A 25,962-nucleotide genomic window follows, 5' to 3' on the forward strand; every position below is an offset into this window, starting at 1 on the left:
CTTAATGCACATTACAAGTTTATTACTTTAACTCCTTGTACGTAGATGTTTACAGAATCTACTGCTAGTCCTACAGTTTGATCTAATGTATATTTCACTTTCGTCTGCACATTATGTGCCACTTCTGAAATTTTCGTACCATAGCTCACAATAATATACATATCAATATGTACTTCATCTTCATCTTTACGAACAATAACACCTCTAGTGAAGTTTTCTTTTCGTAAAATGTCTGTTAATCCATCTTTTAACTGATTTTTTGATGCCATACCTACGATACCGTAGCAATCTACCGCGGCACCTCCAGCAATTGTTGCAATTACATCTGTACTAATATCAATTTGACCGTACTTCGTTTTAATTTCAATTGACATCTCGTTTCCCCCTTCATAAATGGTGAAAGTGAGCTAGACTACTTTAGTTACTATCATATAATCTTTTTAAAGAAAATTCCATCGTTCTTTCTTTTCACTCTCATATTTTATGTTTTAAATTACACTTTTTTATGATGAGCAAAATAGTCCATTGTTATTATACAACATGTACCACTATAATATGTCAAGCAATTTTTATGGATTTCAACTTTTCTTCATTGACATATAGTGTCAAGTAAATTTTCTTGATTTCTTTTTTCTACGGTGTTGCATTCTCTTTTTAGTTGTGTTAAATTATAGTAGTGTTTTTAGCATCGCATAAAAGACTAACATTGAAAAATTACGTATGGTAAGGTATCAAGGGAGGGAAATATAAATGGCTCGTGTTTGTGCTATTACTGGAAGAAAAGCTCGTTCTGGTAACTCTCGTTCTCACGCAATGAACGCTACAAAACGTAAGTGGGGCGCTAACCTTCAAAAAGTTCGCGTACGCATCGACGGAAAAGTTCAACGTGTTTACGTTTCTGCTAGAGCATTAAAATCTGGCAAAATCGAACGTGTTTAATAATAAAAAAAAGAGCCGATAGGCTCTTTTTTTACTATAACAATGGAAAAAGCACCGGTGATAGGTGCTTTTTTTAATCTTTTTTGAAGGTATTTAACATTGCACGAACTATTCCACCAAGAAATTTAGGTAACTTAATTGTATAAAATCTCATGGTTTCCCTCCTAATCCCCATTACTCCACTTGGTCACTATATGATGTAAGGAGCAAAATTGTTTCTTCAATCAGTGCTTCTTATCAACATTAATATGCCAGAAGTAAATGAAAAAGTACCTTTTTCCTCAACGAGTTCGTTACTAATACAAAGTGTTGATCCCCACTCTATTGTTTTATTAGTAAGAGGGTACTTAAAACCAAACAATGTAATCCCTTCCACTATTTCAGTAACTGGTACAAAAGATACATAAGGAAAATTTTTATTTTCTTCAATTATATGTGTACCCATTTTTTTAACTGTTATTTCATTTTTATTGTCCACAATACACATTTCTATCTCTACTTCTAACCCTTTTAAAAGCATCTGTATATTTGCCAAACCGTGATCAAGCCTTCCACCAGTAGCACCAAAAATACGAATTAGTGCCGGCTTCTGTTCTAATGCCCAGTTGATTGCAATTTCTAAATCCGTTTGATCTTTTTCCCGCGGAACAATATGTAATTCGTTCGTTTGCTGTCCCATCCATACTAATTCTTCTTCAGTAACTGAATCGTAATCTCCAAACGCAACAGCCGGGATAATCCCTTTCTTTAATAGACGGTATACTCCCCTATCAACCGCTGCCCACACTACTTCCTCATTCTCGTATCGAGCAAAATCTGCGCAATATTCCGAAGGTCCTCCTGCCAAAATATGAATAATCATTTTTTCTTCTCCTTCCATTGTAAAAAGGCAATCTGCCATTCGGTAGATTGCCTTTTTACATATTTTTATCCTATCCTATAAATACCTTACTAGGATAAAAGTTCATCACTACCCACGAATTACGCGAATTGCTTCACCGCGGTCTTTTTGATTGTATACTGCTGACCCAGCTACAAGTACATTTGCTCCTGCTTCCACACAAAGTCTTGCTGTTTCAGCATTTACACCACCATCAACTTCAATTTCTACTTCTAGATTGCGCTCTTTCACCATGTCTGCAACTTGTTTAATTTTCGGTAATACAGAATGGATAAACTTCTGTCCACCAAATCCAGGGTTTACTGTCATAAGTAATACCATATCTATATCTTCTAATACATGCTCAATCACTGAAACTGGCGTATGTGGATTTAATACAACGCCCGCTTTAATACCATGAGATTTAATTAACTGAATTGTACGATGTAGATGCGGACACGCCTCTACGTGAACAGTAATAATATCCGCTCCCGCTTGTGCGAAAGTCGGGATATAGTTATCAGGATTTTCAATCATTAAATGTACATCTAATGGTAATGATGTAATCGGACGGATTGCTTCTACAATTAACGGTCCAATCGTAATATTTGGTACGAAATGTCCATCCATTACGTCAACGTGAATGTAATCCGCTCCGCCCTTTTCTACATCTTTAATCTCTTCCCCTAATTTTGAAAAATCTGCTGATAAAATCGATGGTGCAATTTTAATCATAACTAATACCTCGGCTTTCTCTCTCTAATTTCTTCTACGAATTGTTTATAGTTCTTATAGCGATATTCTGTAATCTTCCCTTCTTCAACCGCAGCTTTCACCGCACATTTCGGTTCAGAAAGATGTGTACACCCTCTAAATTTACAGTATTGGCTCGCTTCTTTCAACTCTGGAAAACAATATGTAAGATCTTCTACTTCTATATCAATGAAATCTAGTGAACTAAAACCCGGTGTATCTGCTACTAGTCCACTCCCAATTGCAATTAATTCTACGTGTCTTGTCGTATGCTTCCCGCGTCCTAAATGGGAGGAAATATCATTTGTTTTCAGCTCTAATTCTGGACGTAGCACATTAAGCATTGAAGATTTCCCAACACCAGATTGACCCGCAACGACAGAAACACAATTTTCTAAGTATGGTTTTAATATATCAATACTTTCTGACGTATTAATAGAAGTAAATAAAACATCATAACCCATCTCACGATAATCATTCGCATAAGCTTCAACAGTTGCTTTCATCTTTTCATCTACTAAATCCATCTTGCTAATACAAATAATTGGCTTAATGTTATGATATTCAATCAGCACTAAAAATCGATCTAACAGTCCAGGATTAAAATCTGGTTCTACTGCAGAGAACACAAGGATCGCTTGATCGACATTAGCAATAGGAGGTCTAACAAGTTCATTTTTTCGATCAAACACTTCAAGCACATAACCTTCAGTTGGATTATCTGCCTGAAAAACAACTTGGTCTCCTACAAGTGGTGTAATTTTATTTTTTCTAAATACACCTCGCCCACGACATTGCGTAACCCCTTCTTCATGCTGCACGTAATAAAACCCACTTAAAGCTTTTATAATTTTTCCTTCTGGCATAGAATTCTCCTTTTTTGTATAAGGTGATGCTGAATTTAAAAATGAATGGATTTAAATTTTCCAAATAACGATTTCAAAACCTACCATATATACTTTCGCTAATATACATTGAATTTCCCATTAAATGCAAAAAAATATTTACAGCTGCATCACTTTACTAGCTTTTTGAATCATATATTTTTGCCTGCTATACCGTCCACTTTGTAGACAGCATAACAGGCAATAATAATAAGTAGACTTTCACTATTATTGAGTTGGATATGGTACTTCTTTATCAATAATCGTTACTCCATCCCGTACAATTTTATAGTGTCCCTTTGAACCTTCTTGAATTACAAATTCTAAAGAAATAGTCGCTGATTCAGTAATTGTTCTCGTTTCAACCGGTCTATCCATTTTTTACTGCATGTCTTCTTTATAAATTTCTATTGTTTGCGGCTTTTTTTCACCTGTTACAGCAGGCTCATATGGGATAGAGATATTGTCCACTTTTACCGTTTTAGTCACTTTAGGCTTTTGACCATCAGAGATAATAATAGTTACTTTATCTCCCTCTTTTAATGGTGTACCTGGTTTTGGAAATTGCGAAATTACAAGTCCTTTTTCGACTGTATCTGAATACTCTCGTTTTATATCTGACGTTAGTTTTCTCTCATTCAAATAACCAGTTACACTATTTTCAGTCCACCCCGAAAAGTCACCTGGTCTAATTTGATAAGGCCCTTTACTTACCCAGATTTTCAGTTCTTGCTCCGCTTCTATAACCATCTGATCAGGCGTCGGAATTTGTTCTACAATTTCACCTTTCGGCTTATCATTTTCAATATAATTTACCGTAACTTGTTTATATTTTTCTTCTAACTCAGCTTTTACACTCTCAAAGTTTTGACCTGTGAAATTTGCCATCTTACTTTTCTTTTTTCCACCTGATTGATAGATAGTAATTTTAGCGTTTTCTTTTACGACTCTTCCTGCTACAGGGTCCGTTTTTATTACATCCCCAACTTCAACATCATCTGTATATACAATATTAGGCTCCGTCACCTCAAAGCCCTTTTCTACTAATGTATTTACAGCTGTCGTGTATTTCATACCAGCCACATCAGGAACTTTCACATCTTTCGGAATAAATAATCCTGGAATAACCGTAAGTGCTAATGTTATTCCTATTGCTAAAAATAAAAATGTTGAAATTAAAGCTTTAAGCCACTTGTTACTCCGTTTTTTCTTCTTATCTAACTCAGCTGCTTCTGCTCTTATCGGTTCTTCCACCTTACTCCCTTTTAAAACAATCGTTTCATCACTTACATTTTCAAATAATTGTTCTTGTTGAATAATCGGAATCGCTTTCGTCGCTTCCATATCTTCCGGTATGTAAAATGGTTGCTCATTTATCCTCTCTGGATATAGCGCAGTTTCAATATCTCGCTTCATCGCATTGGCAGATTGATATCGGTGAAACGGATCTTTTGCAGTTGCCTTTAATATAATATTTTCAACACTTTGCGGAATATTTTCATTCCATCTTTTTGGTGATGGGATTTCACTTTGTAAATGTTTTAAAGCTATGGCAACAGCAGATTCGCCAGAAAACGGTTGTCTTCCTGTTAACAATTCAAACATAACTATCCCAAGAGAATAGATATCTGATTGTTTATTTGCTATCCCGCCACGTGCCTGTTCTGGTGATAAATAATGGACTGAACCAAGCACTGAATTTGTATGTGTAATTGTTGTTGCACTTGTAGCTGTCGCAATTCCAAAATCTGTTACTTTTATTATTCCATCAGCTCGAATTAAAATATTGTGCGGCTTTATATCACGATGCACAATTTCAAAATGATGGGCATGTGCCATAGCGGATGTTAACTGCTCCATAATATCAAGAGCTTCTCCTATAGGTAACATCCCTCGCTCAATTATGTATTGCTTCAATGTTTGCCCTGGTACATATTCCATAACAAGATAGTATATACCATCTTCTTCTCCGACATCATACATATTCACAATATTTGGATGCGACAACGTTGTAACAGACTGCGCTTCTCGATGGAAACGTTTAATAAACTCTTCGTTATTTGAGTAGTCGAGTCTTAATATTTTTACCGCTACATCTCGGCCAAGTATATCATCATGAGCTAAATATACATTGGCCATTCCGCCACCACCAATCATTTTCAGCAGCTTATAACGGTCATTTAAGCGTTTTCCAATCAGCACGTTGCACTTCACCTACTTTCGTTTGTCGAACCCGCATAATCAATAAGAACAAGTGTGATATTATCTTCTCCACCGCGATCATTTGCCAATTGAATGAGACACTGCCCTTTACCTTCAAGCTGTTCATTTAACTGTAAAATTTGTCGCATATCATCAATAGAAACTTTGTTTGATAACCCATCAGAGCAAAGAAGTAATTGATCATCTTCCTCAATCACCAACGTTTTAACATCTAACCCAACTTTTTCTTCTGTTCCTAATGCTCTTAATAACACATTCTTTTTCGGATGATACTCTGCGTCTTCCTTTGAAATTTCACCATGTTTCACAAGCTCATTTACAAGCGAATGATCTTCCGTTACTAGCGTCATTTCTCCTTCTGATACCATATAGCAACGACTATCTCCTATATGCCCTATTGTCACAAAGCTTGGTGTACAAACAGCTATTATAAGCGTTGTTCCCATACCATTACATTCTGCATTTTGCTGAGCGTATTCATATATACGCTCATTAATAATCCCAACACTAGTATGTAACCATTGTTCTACTTTTTTCGGCTCATTCATATTATGTGTTTGCTTCCAATAATCATGGAATAATTGAATGGCCATCGAGCTAGCTACATCACCAGCTCGATGACCTCCCATTCCATCTGCTACTACCGCTAATACATTTCCATCTAAATTGTGAAAAACTCCTGCACTATCTTCATTATGTTGACGAACTTTTCCTTTATCCGATAGAAATACGGCTTTCATCTCGTCACCTCGTCTCTTCTTTGCGCTCCTTCGCACGCAACTGACCGCAGGCTGCATCAATATCATGACCTTGTTCACGGCGAATCGTTACATTTACTCCACGATCTTTTAACGTTTTCTCGAACAAGAAAATTTGTTCACGTGGCGTACGTACATAATCACGTTCAGGTACGTAGTTTACCGGAATCAAGTTCACATGACATTTTACACCTTTTAAGAGCGCAGCAAGCTCTTCAGCATGCTCTACTTGGTCATTTTCTCCTCCAAATAATCCATATTCAAAAGTAATACGACGCCCTGTTCTATTTACATAGTATTTAATAGCTTCCATTAAATCTGGTAATTTATAAGCACGGTTAATCGGCATTAATTTTGAACGTAATTCTGAGTTTGGAGCATGCAATGAAATCGCAAAATTAATTTGTAGATCTTCTTCAGCAAACTTATAAATTTTCGGGATAATTCCACTCGTCGAAACAGTCATATGTCTCGCTCCAATATGAAGTCCTTTTTCATGGTTAATGATGCGTAAGAATCCCATTAAATTATCATAGTTATCAAATGGTTCTCCAATCCCCATAACAACAAGAGAACTTACACGTTCTTCTGTTTCATCAAGCGCGCGCTGAACTTCTACTACTTGCGCTACGATTTCTCCAGCTTCTAGGTTTCGCTTTAATCCACCAAGTGTCGAAGCACAGAACGTACACCCAATACGACAACCAACTTGCGTTGTTACACAAATGGAATTTCCATATTCGTGTCGCATTAATACCGTTTCAATAGAATATCCGTCATATAATTGGAATAAGAATTTAATTGTTCCATCCGAAGACGTTTGTTTTACTAACGTGTTTAAAGTAGTAATATCAAAAGAATTCGACAATTTATCACGCAATCCTTTAGAAAGGTTTGACATATCCTCATAATTTTTTACACGTTTTTTATATAACCAATCAAAAATTTGTCCAGCACGGAACTTCGGTTCTCCTTGTTCCTTTAACCAATCTTGCATTTCATGAAGTTGTAAAGAGTAAATTGATGGTTTCTTCGTTTCTAAATTTTTCTTTTGTTTTCTTACAGTCGTTTCCATGATGCTACACCTTCTTCCTTAAACAAGCAATATAAAAGCCATCCGTCGCAAAATAATGCGGTAAAATTTGTACTTGACCTTCATCAATATACGGAGTTAATTTTTCTGGCATACGCTCTTTAAGCGTAGTATCCCATTCAAATTCAGGATGTTCTTGTAAAAATTTCTCTATTACTTGTTCATTTTCTATTTTCTCAATTGTGCACGTACTATAAACAAGACGACCGCCTTGTTTTAATAATGGTGCTATTTTTTCTAGTATTGCAATTTGAATCGTCGATAATCTTTCACTATCGCCTTTATCTTTTCCTAACTTAATATCAGGTTTACGTCTAATTACACCAAATCCAGAACACGGTGCATCTACCAATATTTTATCAAACGTTTCATTCGCAAAGTGTTCTTGCACTTTTCTAGCATCTAGCGCTTTAGTTTCGACATTTTCTAGACCAAGTCGCTCTGCTTGCTGTTTAATTAAACGTACTTTGTGTGCATGTAAATCAAGGGACATGACCTTACCAGTTCCCTTTAATCGTTCCGCGATATGCGTTGTTTTTCCGCCTGGAGCAGCACAACTATCAAGAACTGCATCTCCCGTATTCGGTTCTAAAGCGCGTGCTACAAGCATAGAACTTTCATCTTGAATAGAAAGAAATCCTTTTTTAAACGCTTCTGTATGCGCTACATTTCCTCTTTCAATCTGAATTGCATCATCTGATAAGTCACCACGTTTTGCTTCTATACCTTCACTTGCCAACAACTCAATCGCTTCTTCTACCGTTACCTTATCAACATTCACACGCGCTGTTGGTACAGGTGGTAACATGTTTACTTCGCACATTTTTTCTGCAGTTTCTAAACCGTATTCTGAAGTCCACTCTTGGACAAGCCAAACTGGATGACTTGTTGTAATTGCAAGACGTTCTACTGGATCCTTGATTTCATCTACAGAAGGTACACCTTCTCTCTGAATCGAACGTAATACACCGTTCACCATACCAGCAATTCCTTTATGCCCGCGACGCTTTGCAATCTCAACCGCTTCATGAATAGCCGCTCTTTCTGGCACTCGGTCTAAATAAATCATTTGATATAAAGATAAGCGAAGCAATACTCTTACCCACGCCTCAACCTTCTTTTTTAGAAAAGGCTGTAAATAATAATCTAATGTGTCACGACGTTGAATCGTTCCATATACAATTTCAGTTAATAAACCAATATCTTTTCTATCAATTGCACTTTTTTCAATTAGATTATTTAAAAGTAAGTTGCTATATGCACCACTTTTTTCCACTTGAATTAAACCATCAAGAGCTAATTCACGAACATTTTGTCTCATGCATTTTCTCCTAACTTCGTTCCAATTTCAGGTTTTGTTCCACGTAAAAATTGTGAACAACTCATACGCTTTTTACCAGAAGGTTGCAATTCAGTAATTTTAACACCTGTTTCATTACTCGTTGCTACAACAAAACCATCTTCTTCGATTGCAACAATTGTACCTGCTTCAGCCGGTTCAGTTATAGGCACTTTTTCTCCCCACCATACTTTAACAACTTGTCCTGCTAAAGTTGTATAAGCAACTGGCCATGGATTCAATCCGCGAATGTGATTGTATACTTCTTCACCTGTTTTTGTCCAATCAATTTTCTCTTGCTCACGTTTTATATTGTACGCAAACGTTACTTCTTCTTCGTTTTGTTTAATCGGTTCTAACTTACCTTGGATTAATAAAGGTACTGTTTTAGATAGAAGGTGTGCTCCTGCTTCACTTAATTTATCAAATAATGAGCCTGTCGTTTCACGCTCTTCAATTTCAACTTCCACTTGCGTTAAGATATCACCAGCATCCAATTTTTCTACCATATACATAATTGTAATACCTGTTTTTTCTTTACCTTCCATAATTGCATAATGAATTGGTGCACCACCACGAAGTTCAGGAAGTAAAGAAGCGTGAACATTAATACATCCATACTTCGGTGCTTCTAAAATTTCATTTGGTACAATCTGCCCAAATGCAGCTGTTACAATTAAATCTGGCTCTAATGCCAATACTTTTTCATATTCATCTTTTTCACGAATTTTTAACGGCTGTAACACAGGGATACCATGTTTTTCCGCTTCAACTTTAACAGGTGTAGGTGTTAATACTTTTTTTCTACCTACTGGACGATCAGGTTGCGTCACAACACCTACTACCTCATAGCCATCTTCAATAAGACGACGAAGCACCGGCACTGAAAAGTCCGGTGTTCCCATAAACACTACTTTTATCATTTAAAAACCGCTCCTTTTAACACCTATTCTAGTTCGTTTTCTTCATAATATCTTGTCACTTTCGATGTAAATAAAACACCGTGTAAATGATCGATTTCATGTTGAATTGCACGCGCTAAAAATCCTTCCGCTTCTAATAAGAATACTTTCCCACGGCGATTTTGTGCTCTTACTTTAATATAATCGGCACGTTCTACTTCACCATAAAGTCCCGGGAAGCTTAAACAGACTTCGGGACCTACTTGTTCACCACGTTTTTCTAATATTGATGGATTGATTAACTCGATTTTCCCAGTATCATCAGCGACATCAACAACCGCTACTTGCAAGCTTACACCTACTTGAGGCGCAGCTAAACCGACTCCGTCCGCAATTAACATTGTTTCATGCATATCTTTCAACAATTTCACTAACTTTTTATCAAAGTTAATTACTCTTTCGGATGGTGTTTCTAACACTTCATTTGGATGCTTTATTATTTCTAAAACTGCCATATTTCCCTCCGCTACATTAACATTGTTGGATTAAAATCAATTGAGATTTGTAGCTCTTTTTGCATTTCTGCTTGATAATGTTCATTTACCATTTTGAGCACGTTCTTTAAGTTTGGTTCCCGTTTGTATTTTATCATGCATTGATAACGATATCTATCTTTTATCCTTGGAATCGCTGAAGCAACTGGTCCTAGCACCATTGTTTGCTGTGAGCAATGCGTTCGTAAATACGAGGCAATTTTTTCCGTCACTTGTACCGCTTTTAATAATTCAGGATGAGATACAGTTACGAGTACAACATAGTAATATGGGGGATATTGTCTTGTTCGTCTCATTTGCATTTCTTGGTCAAAAAACACATCATATTGTTGGTTCTTCGCTAACTCTATACTGTAATGTTCTGGCGTATACGTTTGAATCACAACTTCCCCTGGCAATTCATGTCTACCTGCTCGTCCACTTACTTGCGTCAATAGCTGATATGTCTTTTCACTCGCCCGAAAATCAGGTAAGTGAAGCATCGTATCTGCAGTTAAAACCCCAACGAGCGTTACTTTCGGAAAATCTAATCCTTTAGCAATCATTTGTGTTCCGAGTAATATATCTGCTTTTTCTTCCCCGAACGCCTTTAATAATTTTTCATGCATTCCTTTTCGACTTGTCGTATCTACATCCATTCGAATGACTCGTGCCTCTGGAAATAGTTTTGTAATTTCTTCTTCTACCTTTTGTGTACCTGTACCAAAGAAACGAATGTATGTACTTTGACAAGCTGGACACTCAGTTGGCATATTCTCTTCGTAACTACAATAATGACATTTTAAACGATGATTCATTTTATGATATGTCAATGAAATATCACAATGCGGACATTGAACAACATACCCACAATCACGGCACATAACAAATGTAGAATGACCTCTTCTATTTAAAAAGAGTACCATTTGTTCTTTCTTTTCTAATCGATCTGCTATTTTTTCATGCAGCGCCTTAGAAAACATTGATCGATTCCCGTCACGAAGTTCTTCTCGCATGTCAACAATCTCTACCGTTGGTAAAGCTTGTTCATTCATACGTTTTTCCATTGTTAATAGTTCATAAACACCTTTTTTCGCCCTTGCAAACGATTCAAGTGTTGGTGTCGCACTACCAAGAACGATAGGACATTTATGATATTGTCCTCTCCAGACAGCTACATCTCTTGCATGATACCTCGGATTATCTTCTTGTTTGTAACTTGATTCATGCTCTTCATCAATAATAATAATCCCTAAATTCTCAAAAGGCGCAAAAACAGCTGAACGCGCACCAACTACAACTTTCACTTCTTTTCTTAAAATCTTACGCCACTCGTCATACTTTTCTCCAACAGACAACGCACTATGAAGAACTGCAACTTGTGAGCCAAACCTACCTTTAAAACGATCCACCATTTGGGGCGTTAGTGCAATTTCAGGAACAAGAACGATAGCTTCTTTTCCTTTCTTGAGCACTGCTGCTATAGATTGTAAATATACTTCTGTCTTTCCACTTCCTGTAACACCATATAGTAAAAATGGATTATAAGTTTCATTTGTAATTGATGATAAAATCGGTGTAATAACTTGTTTTTGTTCCTCCGTAAGTGGAAATGGTTTTGTTTGTTCAAAATCATCATCGTCATACGGATTTCGGTATACTTCCACATACTTTCCTGAAATGAATCCCTTTTTAACAAGTGCTTTTATTGGAGCATCTGTTATTTGTAACTCTTCTGTAATTACTTTCAACGGTGCACTTTTATAATTTTCCACAAAATAATAAAGTACATCTTGTTGTTTTTTACTTTTCAGTTCAAATGCCGCTAATTCCAATTTATCTTCTGGCAACTCCGGCTGAACCACTCTTTGCTTCTTCTTTTGTACTTTATCTTTCACTTGATAAACGACTTCAACCGTACCATTTTTAATTTCTTGTTGAATAGCTCGGTATAAATGTGGCTGTTGCTCGATTACTTCAAAATCAATTGCTTCTTTATCCTGAAATAAATATAGTATTTCAGGTGCTATTTCTTCCTGTTTACAAAGTTGTAGACGTTTTTTATACGTTGCTTTTATCGCAGTTGGAAGCATCACTTGAAAAGCTGAAATCATGTAGCATAACGTTTCACTTGTAAGCCAATATCCAAGCTTTAATAATTCATCATTTAAAACCGGTGTTACATCTAATATTTCATGGATTGTCTTTAACTTCTTACTTTCTACATCCACCGAATCTTTAATCCCAATAATAAAACCTTGCAATTTTCTTGGGCCAAACGGAACTACTACACGCATTCCTGTCTGTACAATATCTTCCCATTTTTTAGGGATAATGTAATCAAATGGTCGATCTGTCTGACGGGCAGGTACATCAACAATGACACTTGCAAATTTCATAAACGATCATCTTCTAACATCATTTCAATTTGCTTCAATATTTCACGAGCTACCTCTTTTTTCATTAAAAGTGGCAACTCAATAACTTTTCCATCTTTTCTATACATTGTTACAATATTCGTATCCGTGCCAAATCCAGCTCCTTGCGCTTTTACATCATTCGCGACAATCATATCTGCATTTTTCTCACGTAGTTTTTTCGTTGCATATTCCTCTACATTTGTCGTTTCAGCAGCAAAACCGATAAGTAACTGTTTATCCTTTTTCTGACCTAACGTTTTTAAAATATCCACCGTTCTTTCAAGTTCAATGACAGCATCACCATTTTGCTTTTTCATTTTATTCTCATGAACATATTTCGGACGATAATCTGCAACTGCTGCTGTTTTAATGACAACGTCTACGTTTTGATAATGTTGAAGAACCACTTCTAACATATCTTGTGCAGATTCCACTTGCACTGTCGTTACATGTAACGGTGGATTTAATGCTGTCGGTCCTGAAACGAGTATAACATCAGCGCCTAAATTCGCTGCCACTTCCGCAATCGCATACCCCATTTTTCCAGAAGAAAAATTTGTCATAAAACGAACTGGATCAACCTTTTCACGTGTTGGGCCAGCAGTTATTAATATTCTTTTGCCCTGCAATGGTTTGTGTTCTGAGAAAGCTTCCTCTAACCGTGCGATAATTGCTTCAGGTTCTTCTAGTCGTCCCTTCGCTACATATCCACATGCTAAAAAGCCTTCCCCAGGCTCAATAAATGTATATCCTAGCGTTTTCAATGTCATCATATTTTTTTGAACTATTTTATTTTCATACATATGCACATTCATAGCAGGCGCAATCCATACCGGAGCTGTAGTAGCTAACAAAGTAGTTGTAATCATATCATCTGCAATACCACCAGCTAACTTTCCAATACAATTGGCAGTAGCAGGTGCGACAAGTACAACATCCGCCCAATCTGCTACATCAATATGAGCAATAACAGCTGAGTCTTTCTCATCAAATGTATCCGTATATACATCATGGCGAGAAAGCGCTTGGAATGTAAGAGGCGTAACAAACTTCATTGCCGACTCACTCATCATTACTTTTACAATCGCACCAGATTGTGTCAATTTACTCGTTAACGCAGCTGCTTTAAAAACCGCAATGCCTCCTGTTACACATAGAAGTATCTTTTTCCCTTTTAGCATATGACTCGTCCTCTTTCTTTTTCAAACTTATAATACTGAAATAGAATTCTCAGCTCGTCAGTACCAATATTTCATTCCTTTCGTAAAAAAATAACAACCTACTTGTAAATAGGTTGTTACCGTTACATAGAAAATTATAAAGTCTATGTTTTATTTTGTCGAAGGCAAAGGCTTATTCAGCTACTTTATCTTCACTTGGTACGTAGCTTAATGCTTCTGCATCGATTTCTTCTAATGCTTTACCTACACATTTATGAGAAACAGGTTTTTCTACAACACAGTTATTAGCAAGTTGCATTTCACGCGCGCGTTTTGCAGCTACTGTTACTAATGTGTACTTAGAATCGATTTTTTGTAGTAATGAGTCAATTGATGGATTTAACATAATTATAGACCCTCCGTCATTTCTTTATAATATTTTGCTACCCTTTCGCGGCGGCAATGTTCGCCAACCACAATTGCTTTAATTCTATCACAAGCTAATTCAACTTGATCGTTTTCTACTACATAGTCGTAAGCGTCCATCATCTCGATTTCTTCTTTCGCTACAGTTAAACGATTTTCAATAACATCTTCAGTCTCTGTACCACGTCCGACAATACGGCTTTTTAGTTCAGATAAACTTGGAGGTGCTAAGAAAATAAATACACCTTCTGGGAAAGCTTTCTTAACTTGAATTGCTCCTTGCACTTCAATTTCTAAGAATACATCTTTTCCTTCTTGTAATGTTTTTTCAACATAGTCAATCGGTGTTCCGTAATAATTACCTACGAACTCAGCCCACTCAAGTAATTTTTCATTACGAATCATTTCCTCGAATTCTTCTCTTTCTTTAAAGAAATAATCCACACCATCTACTTCACCTTCACGCGGCTTACGTGTCGTTACTGAAATAGAGTACTGAAAACGTGTATCCTCATGGCTAAACAGCTCTTTACGAACCGTCCCTTTTCCAACCCCAGAAGGCCCTGAAAGAACGATGAGCAATCCTCTTCTACTTCTCATAAATATGTAAAACCTACCCTTCCTCACTTAAATCTTCTTTATTATTCAAACGATGTGCAATCGTCTCTGGTTGAATTGGACTTAATACAACATGCCCATCATCCATAACAATAACCGCCCTTGTTTTTCTCCCATACGTAGCATCAAGCAAAGCATTATGTTCGCGTGCTTCTTGTACTGTTCGTTTAATAGGAGCTGACTCCGGACTTACAATAGCAATAATTCGATGAGCAGATACAATATTTCCGTATCCAATATTTAAAAACCGCATGGCCATAGTTTGCGCCTCCTAGTAAGTCTATCCGATTTCTCCACCACGTATAACTTTATATATTTTTTGAAAGCTACTCAATATTTTGTACTTGTTCACGAATTTTTTCAAGGTTATTTTTCATTTCTACAACATATTTTGAAATTGTTAAGTCATTTGCCTTAGAACCAATCGTATTAATTTCTCTATGCATCTCTTGCACGATGAAATCCATTTTCCTTCCAACAGGCTCTTCAATCTGCAATGTTTCACGAAATTGCTCTAAATGACTTTGCAAACGAACTAACTCTTCATGAATATCACAACGCTCTGCAAAGATTGCGACTTCTGTTAGCAATCTTTGTTCATCTAGACCTTGATTATGTAATTCTTTTAAGCGATTTTCTAATCGTTCACGATATTTTTGTGTAACAATTGGTGCATGTGGAATAATTGCATTTACACAATTGCTAATCTCTTGTAAACGATACGCTATATCTTTATGTAATCGTTCTCCTTCGCCATCTCTCATCGTTTTCAACATATGAGCAGCTTGACGAACAGCCTCATATAAACTGTTCTCAAAATGTTCATTTACATTTTCTATTTCTTCAATTGCTGTTACTTCTGGCATTGCCATTAATTGCTGAAGTGTAATAGAATCTTGTAATTGAAATTTCCCTTTTATATCTTCCATCATCGATTGGTACTGCTCAAGAAGTGACCAATTCACACTTAATTTTCTTTCAACAAGTCCTTCACCCGCTATACTAATAGACACTTCAATGCGTCCACGTCGAACTTGCTGTGCAATTATTTTACGAATTTTGTCCTCAAATACCATCATTTGCTTAGGAAGTCGAATACTCATCTCTAAAAAACGGTGGTTCACCGATTTCATTTCTACTGTAATTTGAAAAGTATCACTTTCTACTTTCGATCTTCCAAACCCTGTCATACTAGAAATCATTTTTATCACATCCAAGCCATAAAATAACTCAATGAAAAAGGTAATAGAGACAAGGCTCTACTACCTTCTGTAAATTATATCACATTTTCATAACATTGACTATTTCAAGTTTAATCCCTTCTTATATAATATCGGCTTTTTCTTCTTAGCCTTTTTCCCTGTTAATAAAGAACCTACTAGTAAGAAAGTCGGAATTGATGACAAACCTCCAATTAATAACCAATCTCTTGCTTGTATCGGCATTGTGCTAAAGATTGGTTGTAACGGTGGATAATATATAACCACTAGCATGAGTAGTAACGAAATAATAACCGCTCCTACTAAATACACGTTCCCAAATGGATTACGGTGAAAGACAGAATGCTCACTACGACAATCAAATACATGAATAAGCTGAGCAAGTACCAACGTCGCGAACGCTACAGTTTGTGCATATTTCAGTTCATTTGGATGTTGGTTATACGCAATAATAAACGCCACTAACGTCACTGCCCCAATTAAAAACCCTCGACTTATTATTTTCCACGCAAGCCCTCTAGCGAATACCCCTTCTTTCGGGTGACGCGGTGTTCTCTTCATCACATCTCCTTCAGCCTTATCCAAACCTAATGCCATCGCTGGTAAACCATCAGTAACTAAGTTCACCCATAAAATTTGAATAGGAACCATCGGCAGTGGTAATGCAAGTAACATCGCAAATAACATAACTAAAATTTCTCCAACATTTGACGCCAATAAGTAGCGAATGAACTTACGTATGTTCTCATATATATTTCTTCCTTCTTTAATTGCTGATTTAATTGTAGCAAAATTATCGTCTAGTAAAACAAGTGAAGAGGCTTCTTTCGCAACATCTGTCCCTGTAATTCCCATCGCTATCCCAATATCCGCTGTTTTTATCGCTGGAGCATCGTTCACTCCATCACCTGTCATCGCTACTATATGTCCTTGATTTTGCAGTGCCTTAACAATTTTCAATTTATGCTCAGGTGATACACGAGCGAATACATACGTATCTTCTACAACATTTTCTAATTCCTCCACATCCATATTCGCGAGTTCTACTCCTTCAACAACGCGTCCATCTGGTGGTAAAACTCCTAATTGTTCAGCAATCGCCATTGCTGTCACTTTATGATCACCTGTAATCATTACTGTTCGAATACCAGCTTCTTTACACTCTTTTACCGCCTGCGCCACTTCTGGCCTTGGCGGGTCAATCATACCTTGTATTCCAACCAACATAAAATCTTTTTCAACGTCTCTTTCATGTTCAATAGAATCCGTGACTTTTAAAGGTTTAAACGCAACTGCAATTGTTCGAAGCGCTTGACTACCTAAGCTATGAATAGCCGCCTGTACTTCTTTTCTATATAGCTCACTTAACGGCTGCTGCTTATCCCCCCATAAGATTGTTTGACTCAGTTGCAAAAGAACATCCGGTGCTCCTTTCGTAACAATAAACTTTTTCCCCTCTCGATCTCGTACAATAACACTCATCATTTTTCGAGTTGAATCAAAGGGGAATTCACGAATAATTTCAAATTTCCCTTTTAATGCCTCACGTGTTATCCCGGCTTTCATTGCTGCAGCTACAAGCGCTCCCTCTGTCGGATCTCCATCTAATACGTACGCCTTTTTCTTTTGAATAATATTTGCATTGTTACATAGTGAACCAAATGTAAGTAGCTGATAAAGTGATTTTGTCTTAGCTGGATTCACTTCTTTTTCACCTTTCATAAAAGAGCCATTAGGTTCATATCCTTGCCCTGTCACTTTCCACAATTCTCCGCCTGACCACATATGTGTTACCATCATTTTGTTTTGCGTCATTGTTCCCGTTTTATCAGAGCATATAACAGAAGCGCAGCCTAACGTTTCTACGGCCGGTAACTTCCTTACAATTGCTCTCTTTTTTATCATACGCTGTACACCAAGTGATAAAGCTACTGTAACAATTGCTGGCAATCCTTCTGGAATAGCCGCAACAGCTAGCGATACGCCAGCTAAAAACATATGATATACTTCATTCCCTTGATACACACCAGCCAATACAACGAGCGCTGTCAAAATAAGAGCTACAATAATTAATATTTTTCCGAGCTGTTCTAACCTTCTTTGCAGTGGCGTTTCCATTTGCTCTGCATTTTGCAACATATTTGCAATTTGCCCCATCGCTGTATTCATACCAGTTGCTACAACAACTCCTGTACCAGATCCTCGCGTAATCATTGTCCCCATAAAAGCCATATTTTTTTGATCCCCAATTGCAACATCTTGCCCTTGCAATGCTTCTACCTTCTTTTGTACAGGTACGGACTCCCCTGTCAAAGCAGACTCTTCAATATATAAACTTGATGCCTCAACAAGACGCACATCAGCCCCAATACGATCACCACTGGAAAACTTAATAATATCCCCTAAAACAAGTGCTTTAGATGGTGCTTTTACCCACTTTCCATTCCGCATTACAGTAACTTGCGGAGCGGCTAGTTCCTTTAAAGCTTCCAATGATTTTTCAGCTTTTCTTTCTTGAAAAAAGCCGAGAATACCATTGATAATAACAATGGCAACCATAGCAATAGAATCAATGTATTCACCTAAAAACGCAGAAACAATTGTTGCTCCAAACAAAACGAGTACCATGAAATCTTTAAACTGTGCTAAAAATACCATTAGTGCAGAAGGCCTTTTTGCTTCTTCTAATTCATTAGTACCAAATTTCTTTACTCGCCCTTCTGCTTCTTTCTCTGTAAGTCCAACCTTTACATTCGTATTCGTTCTTTCTTCCACTTCATGTGCTCGCATTCCATACCAGTTCATCCTGCTATCGACCTCCTGATTCCAGACATACTCTATTGAAAGCTTATTCAGCCTCGTCCAAAAAAATGCTATAATTAACATTTAGTTAGAAAGGAGTGTTCATTTATGGCATTCGATGGATTATTTACAAGAGCGATTACACATGAAATTGAAAATTCTCTTTACACAGGAAGAATTTCCAAAATATATCAACCTTCAAAATACGAGATTTTATTACATATTCGAGCGAATGGAAAGAACCAAAAACTAATTCTTTCATCTCATCCTACATATGCGCGTATGCACTTAACGAATCAAAACTACGATTCGCCAGCAATACCGCCGATGTTCTGTATGCTTCTTCGCAAACATTTAGAAGGTGGATTTATTGAAAAAATTGAACAAATCGACTTAGAACGCATTATTCAAATTACAGTTCGCAGTCGTAATGAAATCGGAGCCGAATCATTAAAAACATTAGTAATTGAAATAATGGGACGACATAGTAACATTATCTTATTAGATACGAAAACAAACGTGATTTTAGATAGCTTAAAACACGTTTCATTAGCCGTAAACCGTCACCGAACTGTATATGCTGGTGCTGAGTACGTCGCGCCACCAGCCCAACATAAAATCAATCATCTGCAAATTGAAACTGCAGATGATTTTATTAGACCGCTAGACTTTCTATCTGGAAATATGGATAAACAACTCGTCGGTGCTTTCATGGGAATATCCCCATTATTTGCAAAAGAAGTAGTAAAGAAAGCCGGTATGGTAAACGAGAAAGCATTATCAGAAGCATTTTTCTCTATACAAACACCATTACTATCTCATGCATATACACCTACAATGATTACTGCAAAGGGAAAAGAATTCTTTTATCTTTTCCCTCTTACACACTTGCAAGGAGAAGAAAAAACATTCTCATCAGTGAGCGAATTGTTAGATCGTTTCTTCTTTGGCAAAGCAGAACGTGATCGTGTAAAACAACAAGCTCATGATTTAGAACGCTTTATGCAAAACGAAAAAAATAAAAACGAGAAAAAACTCATTAAACTCGAAAAAACACTGCAAGATGCTGGAAAAGCAGATAAATATCAACTATTTGGAGAGCTACTTACAGCCAATATGTACGCTTTAAAAAAGGGCGATAAAGATATTGAGGTCGTTAATTATTACGATGAGAATGGTGGAACTGTAAAAATTACATTAGATCCTTTAAAAACACCATCTGAAAATGCACAACGCTATTTCCAAAAGTATCAAAAAGCAAAAAATTCAGTTGTTGTTGTAGAAGAACAAATCGAAAAAACAAATGAAGAAATTCTTTATTTTGATAGCTTACTTCAACAAATGGAAGCTGCTTCTTCAAAAGATATTGAAGAAATTCGTGAGGAATTAGCTGAAGAAGGTTATGTGCGCAATCGTAAAACGAAAAACGCAAAGAAAAAGACTACTAAACCAGTATTAGATAAATATGTAGCAAGTGATGGCACAGAGATTTTCGTTGGTAAAAACAATAAACAAAATGATTATTTAACAACGAAGTTTGCCCGCCGTGATGAAATTTGGTTACATACGAAAGACATACCTGGCTCTCACGTTGTCATTCGTTCTTTAGAGCCTGCTGAAGAAACTTTACTAGAAGCTGCCAAAATTGCTGCCTATTACAGTAAAGCGAAAGAGTCTAGCTCTGTACCTGTTGATTTCACCAAAATACGCCATGTCAAAAAACCGAGTGGTGCAAAACTTGGTTTTGTTACGTACGACAATCAGCAAACCGTATATGTAACACCAGATGTTGATATTGTAATGAAATTAAAAGCGTAAATAAAAAAATGCGTTGCTTATAAGCAACGCATTTTTTTATATTCGTTCACACTAATTCATATACCCATTTACTAATTCATAACACCTTGCTTTTGTCATCTTATATTTCTCTTCTGAGGCTTCGATACGCCTCATCGTTCCGTTATTTGTATCAGTACCAATTGCTTTAACTTTACTTTCTTTTTCTTTAACCCACGCAATTTGTTTCGTTTTTAACGACTGGAACGCATCAGCTGACATCGTACTTTTTAATGTACTGTAAATTTCATTTAGTTTATTATCCCACAGTTCATAATTTCCTTCTATTTCATTTACTATATCATTGGTTGACATAGCATTCGTATGTTTTTCTTGTTTATCTATAGCAGCTAATTCGCTTAAAACATTTGCTCTATCTATCTTTGAAGAAGATTCTTTTTGCGATTGTTTCTCGTCTTTTGAGCCTGTATACGCACTGGAATCCTTTCTCTGTACTTGTTCTGTTTCTTGAATATTTCTTTCTTTCGTTACTTTTTCATACCTATTTTCATCTACATTGTATGAAATAAGAGATGTTTTCGCATTTACAGTAATTAATCCGTTACTATCTTTGAATATATATTTCTTATCGCCACTATTTTCTTCACTTACAAATGACACATTCTTATCGTCTGGCATTTGTAAAATTCTATTTGCTTCTTCTTTTGTAAGTTTTAAATCTTCAGGAAAAACGAATGACCATTTATCCATTAACCATTCCCCTTCTTTATACACCAAATGAAATTCCCATTCTTGGGCCGCACGACCTATTTCATCTTCTAAACTTACTGTATGTACCGTTAAATTTTCTTTATCTTGTGAAGAAGAAAATCTTATTTCAGATTGAAAATAATTTGGGAATGGTAACATATCAGTCTCTCTCGATCTATTAAAGTTATTAAGCAATTCAGGAAGCTGATTCTCTACAAACTTTTCTGAAACTAATCCCTTAACTCCTTTTTTAACTGTCTCTAAATCCCCAGGACTATTTCGGCTCCATCCATTTTCTTTTTCCATCTCACTAAACGCGTTTGCTATTCCATCTACATTCTTTCTTACAATCTTTTTTGCTTCTTTTTCTGTCACTTCTGGCGCTTCATCAAGCTGGTCAATCATTTTATTCACTTGAACTTTGTTTTCACTTGTTTCACACCCCGTTATAACAAGCATACTAGCGGCCAAACAAAATGACATTACTTTACTTAATTTCTTCATACATTCACATTCCTTAACCCAATTTTTTCGTTACATCTCTTTACCTACAAAAAAACGTAACAATCCCTTATTATACCAATTTTTTAATTTATTTATACAAAAAATATAATATTTAAATTAAAAAGATTTTGTTTGCAAGTTTACATTATTGTTCATTCACATAAAAACTTACTGTAAAAATTTTATATATATTTATTTTACATCCGTCTAGTTTTTTTGACACACAGCTACCCTCTTCTCTTTTATTCTAAATAAATATATTGGCACAATTCTTGCTTTATTAATGTAAAAAGGAGGAATTAAAATGAATATAAGAATAACTAACATCCAAAAACAACTACATAATTACGGAATCGACGGGTTACTTATTACAAAGAAAGAAAACCGTCAATACGCAACAAGCTTTACAGGTAGCGCAGGCGTTGTCTTAATTTCTGCGCATAAAGCTATTTTTATTACCGATTTCCGTTACGTAGATCAAGCAAAAACGGAAATAAAAGCAGCAGAAATTATTATGCATAAAGGAAATTTAGAAGAAGAAGTTGCAAATCAAGTATCAAAATTAAACATTCAAAAACTTGGTATAGAAGACAATAATATGACTTTGCAACAATTTAAGAAACTACAAAAATATATACATACAGAAATGGTTCCAGTATGTGAGATCATTGAAAATATTCGCCTTATTAAAGACACATCTGAAATAGAAACAATGAAAATCGCAGCTACGATCGCTGATCAAGCATTTCACCATATTGTTACATTTCTAAAGCCTGGAATAAGCGAGACTGACGTTCGAGATGAATTAGAATTTTTCATGCGAAAAAAAGGGGCTACATCTTCTTCCTTCCAAATCATTGTAGCTTCAGGCGTTCGTTCTTCACTTCCCCATGGAGTTGCATCAAATAAAATAATCGAACGAGGCGATATCGTTACATTAGACTTCGGTGCACTTTACGACGGATATTGTTCCGATATAACACGTACTGTAGCAATCGGGGAACCATCGGAAGAATTCAAAAAAATATACAATGTTGTACGAGAAGCGTTAAAACGTGGGACTGAAGCGATTAAGCCTGGAGAAACTGCGAAAAGTATCGATGATATAACGAGAGATTACATTACTGAGCATGGATATGGTCAATATTTTGGACACTCTACTGGTCATGGTCTTGGGTTAGAAATACATGAACCTCTTCGCTTATCCCAAGAAAGTAAAGCTACTTTAGAAGAAGGTATGGTCGTTACCGTTGAACCTGGTATTTACATACCAAACTGGGGCGGCTGTAGAATTGAAGATGATATCGTTATCACGAAAGACGGATATGAAGTTATTACAAAATCAAATCGGGAACTAATTGTTATTCCTTGTTGAAATCATAGAAAAAAATGCCACCGAATAAGGTGGCATTTCCTTTTATTCATTAACGAATAGCTTTTCGTTTACTATTTTAGTGACTACCACTACCAACATTAAAATGCATATTAAATATAGCATTTTCGCAATAAACAACCACCCTTGAAACATTACAATTCCATCTATTATCTCATTTCCTTTCCATTCCATAACAAAACCGGAATTGTGCTGATTATAATGACAAATTCGATGCTGAAAACCATTTTCTTTTTTCGACTATATGCTTTCCATTCATTCCAGCGATACATAGGAGCAAAAATCAATACTCCTATACATAATATAACTGGTACCCATTCACTGTTAAGAAATTGTCCTGAAATAACTGATAATAGTAAACAAACTAGCACACCATAATATCCTATTTTTTCTCTCATTCGTACTCCCCCATTCCCCCTTCTCCTCAAATCCCATTTTTAGGATTAATTGTATTGTATCATCCATTTTTTATTCTTATCATTACAGTACATGAAATTTTATTTTTTCTTTTTCCTATACTCACATACTTTCACCGCTTTCATACAATACACTACACGAATGCCTAAAGGATGTGAATGTTATGGGAGTTGAATTAACGCTATTACACGCTCTCTACATTATTTGTTTACTCACTATTATTACCTTTTTTATTCTCCGAAAAGATACGACTATCATTTGTATCGTTTTTATCTTTTTATTAGCATTAACTGCAACGAGTTCTATCCCTCTTGCCATTAGCGGAATTTTTCAAAGTTTCATTTACGCCATTACTGAGCTATTACCAACTATATTAATCATCTCCATTATCGTATCAATGAGCAATTTACTCGTTCATACTGGCATAAATGATACGATGATTTCACCATTTACAAAAATGATTCGTACACCTACACTCGCCTACTGGATTATCGGCCTTTTAATGATGACCATTTCTTTCTTCTTTTGGCCTTCTCCAGCTGTCGCCTTAATGGGAGCTATTTTATTACCGGTTGCTGTACGTGTCGGCCTTCCTCCAATTGGGGTTGCAATTGCTATGAACTTATTTGGACACGGCATCGCCTTATCAGGAGACTTCGTTATTCAAGGTGCACCGAAATTAACTGCAGACGCGGCTGGTCTCCCTGTTTCCAGCATCGTATCTGCAACTGTTCCACTCGTTATCGTTATGGGCATTGTGACAACTTCTGTCGCTTTTTTCTTCTTACGAAAAGAGTTTCATACAGGCTTATCTATACAAGAAGCTATTCCATCAACTGAGTCTTCTAAAACGCTCACTTCATTATCTCCTCGCATAAAAAAATGGCTCGCTATTTGTATCCCTATCATATATATCATTGATATCCTTTGCATGATTCAATTTAAATTACAAGGAAGCGACGCAACTGCACTTATCGGCGGAACGACTGTTATTATGATTATCATCATTTCCCTCATCGCCTACAAAGGAAATGGACTGAATAAAACGACCGATTATTTCATAGAAGGGCTCCAATTTGGCTTTAAAATTTTCGGACCAGTTATTCCTATCGCTGCACTCTTTTATTTAGGAGATAGTGGATTTGTAAAAATTATCGGGGACTATTTACCGAAAGGTTCACACGGAATCATTAACGACTTAGGCATCGCTTTATCTCAAACTGTTCCTTTAAATCAATATGTATCGGCAGGGACATTAACCATCGTTGGTGTCATTACCGGCTTAGATGGATCAGGTTTTTCAGGTATATCACTTGCTGGTTCCATTGCCAATCTTTTTGGAACAGCACTTGGCCATGGAACAGCTACATTAACAGCACTCGGGCAAATTGCAGCTATATGGACCGGGGGCGGGACGTTAATTCCTTGGGCACTTATTCCTGCTGCTGCGATTTGTAAAGTCGATCCATTTGAACTTGCACGCCGAAACTTTTTACCGGTTGTTATCGGTTTAATTGTCACCACGATCGTTGCGATGTTTATCCTATAACGTAAGCAAGTGTTCTCTTGCTTACGTTTTTTGCTTGTAAAATTCATCATGAATTATCAGTTTTCAAGAGGGATTCGTTATTACTTAGCGAAATTATATTAGGAGAGTAATTATTTCAAAACGTTTACGAGAAACAGATTACTGCAATTAGAAAAGGGGACATACCTATGAATGAATTGATTTTCGTCTTATTAATTTGTCCATTACTTATCTTTATCGTTTCTGTTATTGGAACGCGCAAGACGAAAACGTATTACGTAATGCCGATTGTAACGTTTGCTAGTTTTTTAATAATAGGTGTTATCGCCTTTACTCCAAAATTTTTCTTTTGGGTTGGCATGTACAGCATCTTCTCATTTATTGTTTCTTATATGACTTTATTGTTTGTAAGAGGATATGAGCTTGCAGAAAGCGCTAAGTAGTTAAGGAGATTGTAATATGATTTTCTTTGATATTGATGGAACTTTACTTGAAATTATAACAATGATATAAAAAAACGACCGCGTTCCCCTGAAGTGCACCCCAATTGTTAGACACATAACTAACAATTGGAGGTGCATTTTTTATGGCTAAATTTTCTTCAAAAGATAAAATAAAAGCAG

General features: G+C 36.2%; 23 protein-coding genes and 2 pseudogenes. 5 read left to right on the plus strand and 20 right to left on the minus strand.

What is annotated here, in order from left to right:
- Positions 1 to 11: 11 nt before the first annotated feature.
- Complete coding sequence (locus tag MR169_RS12730; protein ID WP_000021109.1) at positions 12 to 374, minus strand: Asp23/Gls24 family envelope stress response protein; 363 nt, start codon at positions 372 to 374, stop codon at positions 12 to 14.
- 376 nt (positions 375 to 750) lie between these two features.
- On the opposite strand from MR169_RS12730, the gene rpmB reads away from it, so the two are divergent.
- On the plus strand, positions 751 to 939 hold the full coding sequence (gene rpmB, locus MR169_RS12735; RefSeq protein ID WP_000124776.1) for a 50S ribosomal protein L28: 189 nt from the start codon (positions 751 to 753) through the stop codon (positions 937 to 939).
- Positions 940 to 1,012: 73 nt separating this feature from the next.
- On the opposite strand, the gene spoVM is transcribed toward rpmB, so the two are convergent.
- From spoVM to MR169_RS12820, 17 genes and pseudogenes are all read right to left on the minus strand, one after another.
- Positions 1,013 to 1,093, minus strand: a complete 81-nt coding sequence (gene spoVM, locus MR169_RS12740; RefSeq protein WP_001213599.1) for a stage V sporulation protein SpoVM — start codon at positions 1,091 to 1,093, stop codon at positions 1,013 to 1,015.
- Between the two features lie 66 nt (positions 1,094 to 1,159).
- On the minus strand, positions 1,160 to 1,840 hold the full coding sequence (locus tag MR169_RS12745) for a thiamine diphosphokinase (protein ID WP_033683160.1): 681 nt from the start codon (positions 1,838 to 1,840) through the stop codon (positions 1,160 to 1,162).
- Between the two features lie 69 nt (positions 1,841 to 1,909).
- Positions 1,910 to 2,554, minus strand: a complete 645-nt coding sequence (gene rpe / locus MR169_RS12750) for a ribulose-phosphate 3-epimerase (protein WP_000589974.1) — start codon at positions 2,552 to 2,554, stop codon at positions 1,910 to 1,912.
- 2 nt (positions 2,555 to 2,556) lie between these two features.
- On the minus strand, positions 2,557 to 3,438 hold the full coding sequence (gene rsgA, locus MR169_RS12755; protein WP_001113932.1) for a ribosome small subunit-dependent GTPase A: 882 nt from the start codon (positions 3,436 to 3,438) through the stop codon (positions 2,557 to 2,559).
- Positions 3,439 to 3,684: 246 nt separating this feature from the next.
- Positions 3,685 to 5,658 (minus strand): annotated as a pseudogene (pknB, locus tag MR169_RS12760) (Stk1 family PASTA domain-containing Ser/Thr kinase).
- Positions 5,659 to 5,666: 8 nt separating this feature from the next.
- The gene (locus tag MR169_RS12765; protein WP_000648703.1) at positions 5,667 to 6,419 is read right to left on the minus strand and encodes a Stp1/IreP family PP2C-type Ser/Thr phosphatase; all 753 of its coding nucleotides are present in this window, start codon (positions 6,417 to 6,419) and stop codon (positions 5,667 to 5,669) included.
- A gap of 4 nt (positions 6,420 to 6,423) precedes the next feature.
- Entirely contained in the window at positions 6,424 to 7,512 is a 1,089-nt protein-coding gene (gene rlmN, locus MR169_RS12770) for a dual-specificity RNA methyltransferase RlmN (protein ID WP_000450541.1), read from the minus strand.
- 4 nt (positions 7,513 to 7,516) lie between these two features.
- A complete protein-coding gene (rsmB, locus tag MR169_RS12775) occupies positions 7,517 to 8,851 on the minus strand; it encodes a 16S rRNA (cytosine(967)-C(5))-methyltransferase RsmB (protein ID WP_001249666.1) in 1,335 nt (444 codons plus the stop codon).
- Positions 8,848 to 9,792, minus strand: a complete 945-nt coding sequence (fmt, locus tag MR169_RS12780; protein WP_000598804.1) for a methionyl-tRNA formyltransferase — start codon at positions 9,790 to 9,792, stop codon at positions 8,848 to 8,850. Before fmt ends, rsmB begins: the two co-directional genes overlap by 4 nt.
- A 23-nt stretch (positions 9,793 to 9,815) precedes the next feature.
- Positions 9,816 to 10,286 (minus strand): peptide deformylase, encoded by a 471-nt coding sequence (gene def / locus MR169_RS12785; RefSeq protein WP_242319483.1) that lies wholly within the window; start codon positions 10,284 to 10,286, stop codon positions 9,816 to 9,818.
- Between the two features lie 11 nt (positions 10,287 to 10,297).
- On the minus strand, positions 10,298 to 12,703 hold the full coding sequence (priA, locus tag MR169_RS12790; RefSeq protein WP_242319484.1) for a primosomal protein N': 2,406 nt from the start codon (positions 12,701 to 12,703) through the stop codon (positions 10,298 to 10,300).
- A complete protein-coding gene (gene coaBC / locus MR169_RS12795; RefSeq protein ID WP_000911761.1) occupies positions 12,700 to 13,905 on the minus strand; it encodes a bifunctional phosphopantothenoylcysteine decarboxylase/phosphopantothenate--cysteine ligase CoaBC in 1,206 nt (401 codons plus the stop codon). Before coaBC ends, priA begins: the two co-directional genes overlap by 4 nt.
- Before the next feature lie 172 nt (positions 13,906 to 14,077).
- Positions 14,078 to 14,290, minus strand: a complete 213-nt coding sequence (gene rpoZ / locus MR169_RS12800; protein ID WP_000933960.1) for a DNA-directed RNA polymerase subunit omega — start codon at positions 14,288 to 14,290, stop codon at positions 14,078 to 14,080.
- Between the two features lie 2 nt (positions 14,291 to 14,292).
- Complete coding sequence (gene gmk, locus MR169_RS12805; RefSeq protein WP_001257741.1) at positions 14,293 to 14,910, minus strand: guanylate kinase; 618 nt, start codon at positions 14,908 to 14,910, stop codon at positions 14,293 to 14,295.
- Positions 14,911 to 14,923: 13 nt separating this feature from the next.
- Positions 14,924 to 15,187: an extracellular matrix/biofilm regulator RemA gene (gene remA / locus MR169_RS12810; RefSeq protein WP_001251456.1), complete on the minus strand. Its 264-nt coding sequence runs from the start codon at positions 15,185 to 15,187 to the stop codon at positions 14,924 to 14,926.
- A gap of 67 nt (positions 15,188 to 15,254) precedes the next feature.
- A complete protein-coding gene (locus tag MR169_RS12815; RefSeq protein WP_242319485.1) occupies positions 15,255 to 16,130 on the minus strand; it encodes a YicC/YloC family endoribonuclease in 876 nt (291 codons plus the stop codon).
- Positions 16,131 to 16,229: 99 nt separating this feature from the next.
- Positions 16,230 to 18,953 (minus strand): calcium-translocating P-type ATPase, SERCA-type, encoded by a 2,724-nt coding sequence (locus MR169_RS12820; RefSeq protein ID WP_242319486.1) that lies wholly within the window; start codon positions 18,951 to 18,953, stop codon positions 16,230 to 16,232.
- Between the two features lie 105 nt (positions 18,954 to 19,058).
- Between MR169_RS12820 and MR169_RS12825 the strand changes: the two genes are divergently transcribed.
- Positions 19,059 to 20,768, plus strand: coding sequence for an Rqc2 family fibronectin-binding protein (locus tag MR169_RS12825; RefSeq protein WP_242319487.1), 1,710 nt, complete (start codon positions 19,059 to 19,061; stop codon positions 20,766 to 20,768).
- Positions 20,769 to 20,819: 51 nt separating this feature from the next.
- On the opposite strand, the gene MR169_RS12830 is transcribed toward MR169_RS12825, so the two are convergent.
- Positions 20,820 to 22,001, minus strand: a complete 1,182-nt coding sequence (locus MR169_RS12830; protein ID WP_242319488.1) for a lysozyme inhibitor LprI family protein — start codon at positions 21,999 to 22,001, stop codon at positions 20,820 to 20,822.
- Between the two features lie 304 nt (positions 22,002 to 22,305).
- Between MR169_RS12830 and MR169_RS12835 the strand changes: the two genes are divergently transcribed.
- The gene (locus MR169_RS12835; RefSeq protein WP_001026211.1) at positions 22,306 to 23,376 is read left to right on the plus strand and encodes a M24 family metallopeptidase; all 1,071 of its coding nucleotides are present in this window, start codon (positions 22,306 to 22,308) and stop codon (positions 23,374 to 23,376) included.
- Positions 23,377 to 23,418: 42 nt separating this feature from the next.
- Here MR169_RS12835 and MR169_RS12840 read toward each other — a convergent pair.
- Positions 23,419 to 23,792: pseudogene (locus MR169_RS12840) on the minus strand (YoqO family protein).
- Positions 23,793 to 23,974: 182 nt separating this feature from the next.
- Between MR169_RS12840 and MR169_RS12845 the strand changes: the two are divergent.
- Complete coding sequence (locus tag MR169_RS12845) at positions 23,975 to 25,360, plus strand: hypothetical protein (protein ID WP_242319489.1); 1,386 nt, start codon at positions 23,975 to 23,977, stop codon at positions 25,358 to 25,360.
- 167 nt (positions 25,361 to 25,527) lie between these two features.
- A complete protein-coding gene (locus MR169_RS12850) occupies positions 25,528 to 25,782 on the plus strand; it encodes a YbeF family protein (protein ID WP_001003933.1) in 255 nt (84 codons plus the stop codon).
- The last annotated feature ends 180 nt before the right edge of the window (positions 25,783 to 25,962 follow it).

Source organism: Bacillus cereus group sp. BfR-BA-01349, assembly GCF_022663795.1.
GTDB lineage: Bacteria > Bacillota > Bacilli > Bacillales > Bacillaceae_G > Bacillus_A > Bacillus_A cereus.

Coding starts and splice junctions, on each gene's coding strand:
- coaBC (WP_000911761.1), bottom strand. CDS start 13,905: ATGCTAAAAGGGAAAAAGATACTTCTATGTGTAACAGGAGGCATTGCG.
- rsgA (WP_001113932.1), bottom strand. CDS start 3,438: ATGCCAGAAGGAAAAATTATAAAAGCTTTAAGTGGGTTTTATTACGTG.
- MR169_RS12765 (WP_000648703.1), bottom strand. CDS start 6,419: ATGAAAGCCGTATTTCTATCGGATAAAGGAAAAGTTCGTCAACATAAT.
- rsmB (WP_001249666.1), bottom strand. CDS start 8,851: ATGAGACAAAATGTTCGTGAATTAGCTCTTGATGGTTTAATTCAAGTG.
- MR169_RS12745 (WP_033683160.1), bottom strand. CDS start 1,840: ATGGCAGATTGCCTTTTTACAATGGAAGGAGAAGAAAAAATGATTATT.
- rpoZ (WP_000933960.1), bottom strand. CDS start 14,290: ATGTTAAATCCATCAATTGACTCATTACTACAAAAAATCGATTCTAAG.
- MR169_RS12835 (WP_001026211.1), top strand. CDS start 22,306: ATGAATATAAGAATAACTAACATCCAAAAACAACTACATAATTACGGA.
- rpmB (WP_000124776.1), top strand. CDS start 751: ATGGCTCGTGTTTGTGCTATTACTGGAAGAAAAGCTCGTTCTGGTAAC.
- priA (WP_242319484.1), bottom strand. CDS start 12,703: ATGAAATTTGCAAGTGTCATTGTTGATGTACCTGCCCGTCAGACAGAT.
- remA (WP_001251456.1), bottom strand. CDS start 15,187: ATGGCCATGCGGTTTTTAAATATTGGATACGGAAATATTGTATCTGCT.
- fmt (WP_000598804.1), bottom strand. CDS start 9,792: ATGATAAAAGTAGTGTTTATGGGAACACCGGACTTTTCAGTGCCGGTG.
- rlmN (WP_000450541.1), bottom strand. CDS start 7,512: ATGGAAACGACTGTAAGAAAACAAAAGAAAAATTTAGAAACGAAGAAA.
- MR169_RS12815 (WP_242319485.1), bottom strand. CDS start 16,130: ATGATTTCTAGTATGACAGGGTTTGGAAGATCGAAAGTAGAAAGTGAT.
- MR169_RS12820 (WP_242319486.1), bottom strand. CDS start 18,953: ATGAACTGGTATGGAATGCGAGCACATGAAGTGGAAGAAAGAACGAAT.
- MR169_RS12825 (WP_242319487.1), top strand. CDS start 19,059: ATGGCATTCGATGGATTATTTACAAGAGCGATTACACATGAAATTGAA.
- MR169_RS12850 (WP_001003933.1), top strand. CDS start 25,528: ATGAATGAATTGATTTTCGTCTTATTAATTTGTCCATTACTTATCTTT.
- rpe (WP_000589974.1), bottom strand. CDS start 2,554: ATGATTAAAATTGCACCATCGATTTTATCAGCAGATTTTTCAAAATTA.
- spoVM (WP_001213599.1), bottom strand. CDS start 1,093: ATGAGATTTTATACAATTAAGTTACCTAAATTTCTTGGTGGAATAGTT.
- MR169_RS12845 (WP_242319489.1), top strand. CDS start 23,975: ATGGGAGTTGAATTAACGCTATTACACGCTCTCTACATTATTTGTTTA.
- MR169_RS12830 (WP_242319488.1), bottom strand. CDS start 22,001: ATGAAGAAATTAAGTAAAGTAATGTCATTTTGTTTGGCCGCTAGTATG.
- def (WP_242319483.1), bottom strand. CDS start 10,286: ATGGCAGTTTTAGAAATAATAAAGCATCCAAATGAAGTGTTAGAAACA.
- gmk (WP_001257741.1), bottom strand. CDS start 14,910: ATGAGAAGTAGAAGAGGATTGCTCATCGTTCTTTCAGGGCCTTCTGGG.
- MR169_RS12730 (WP_000021109.1), bottom strand. CDS start 374: ATGTCAATTGAAATTAAAACGAAGTACGGTCAAATTGATATTAGTACA.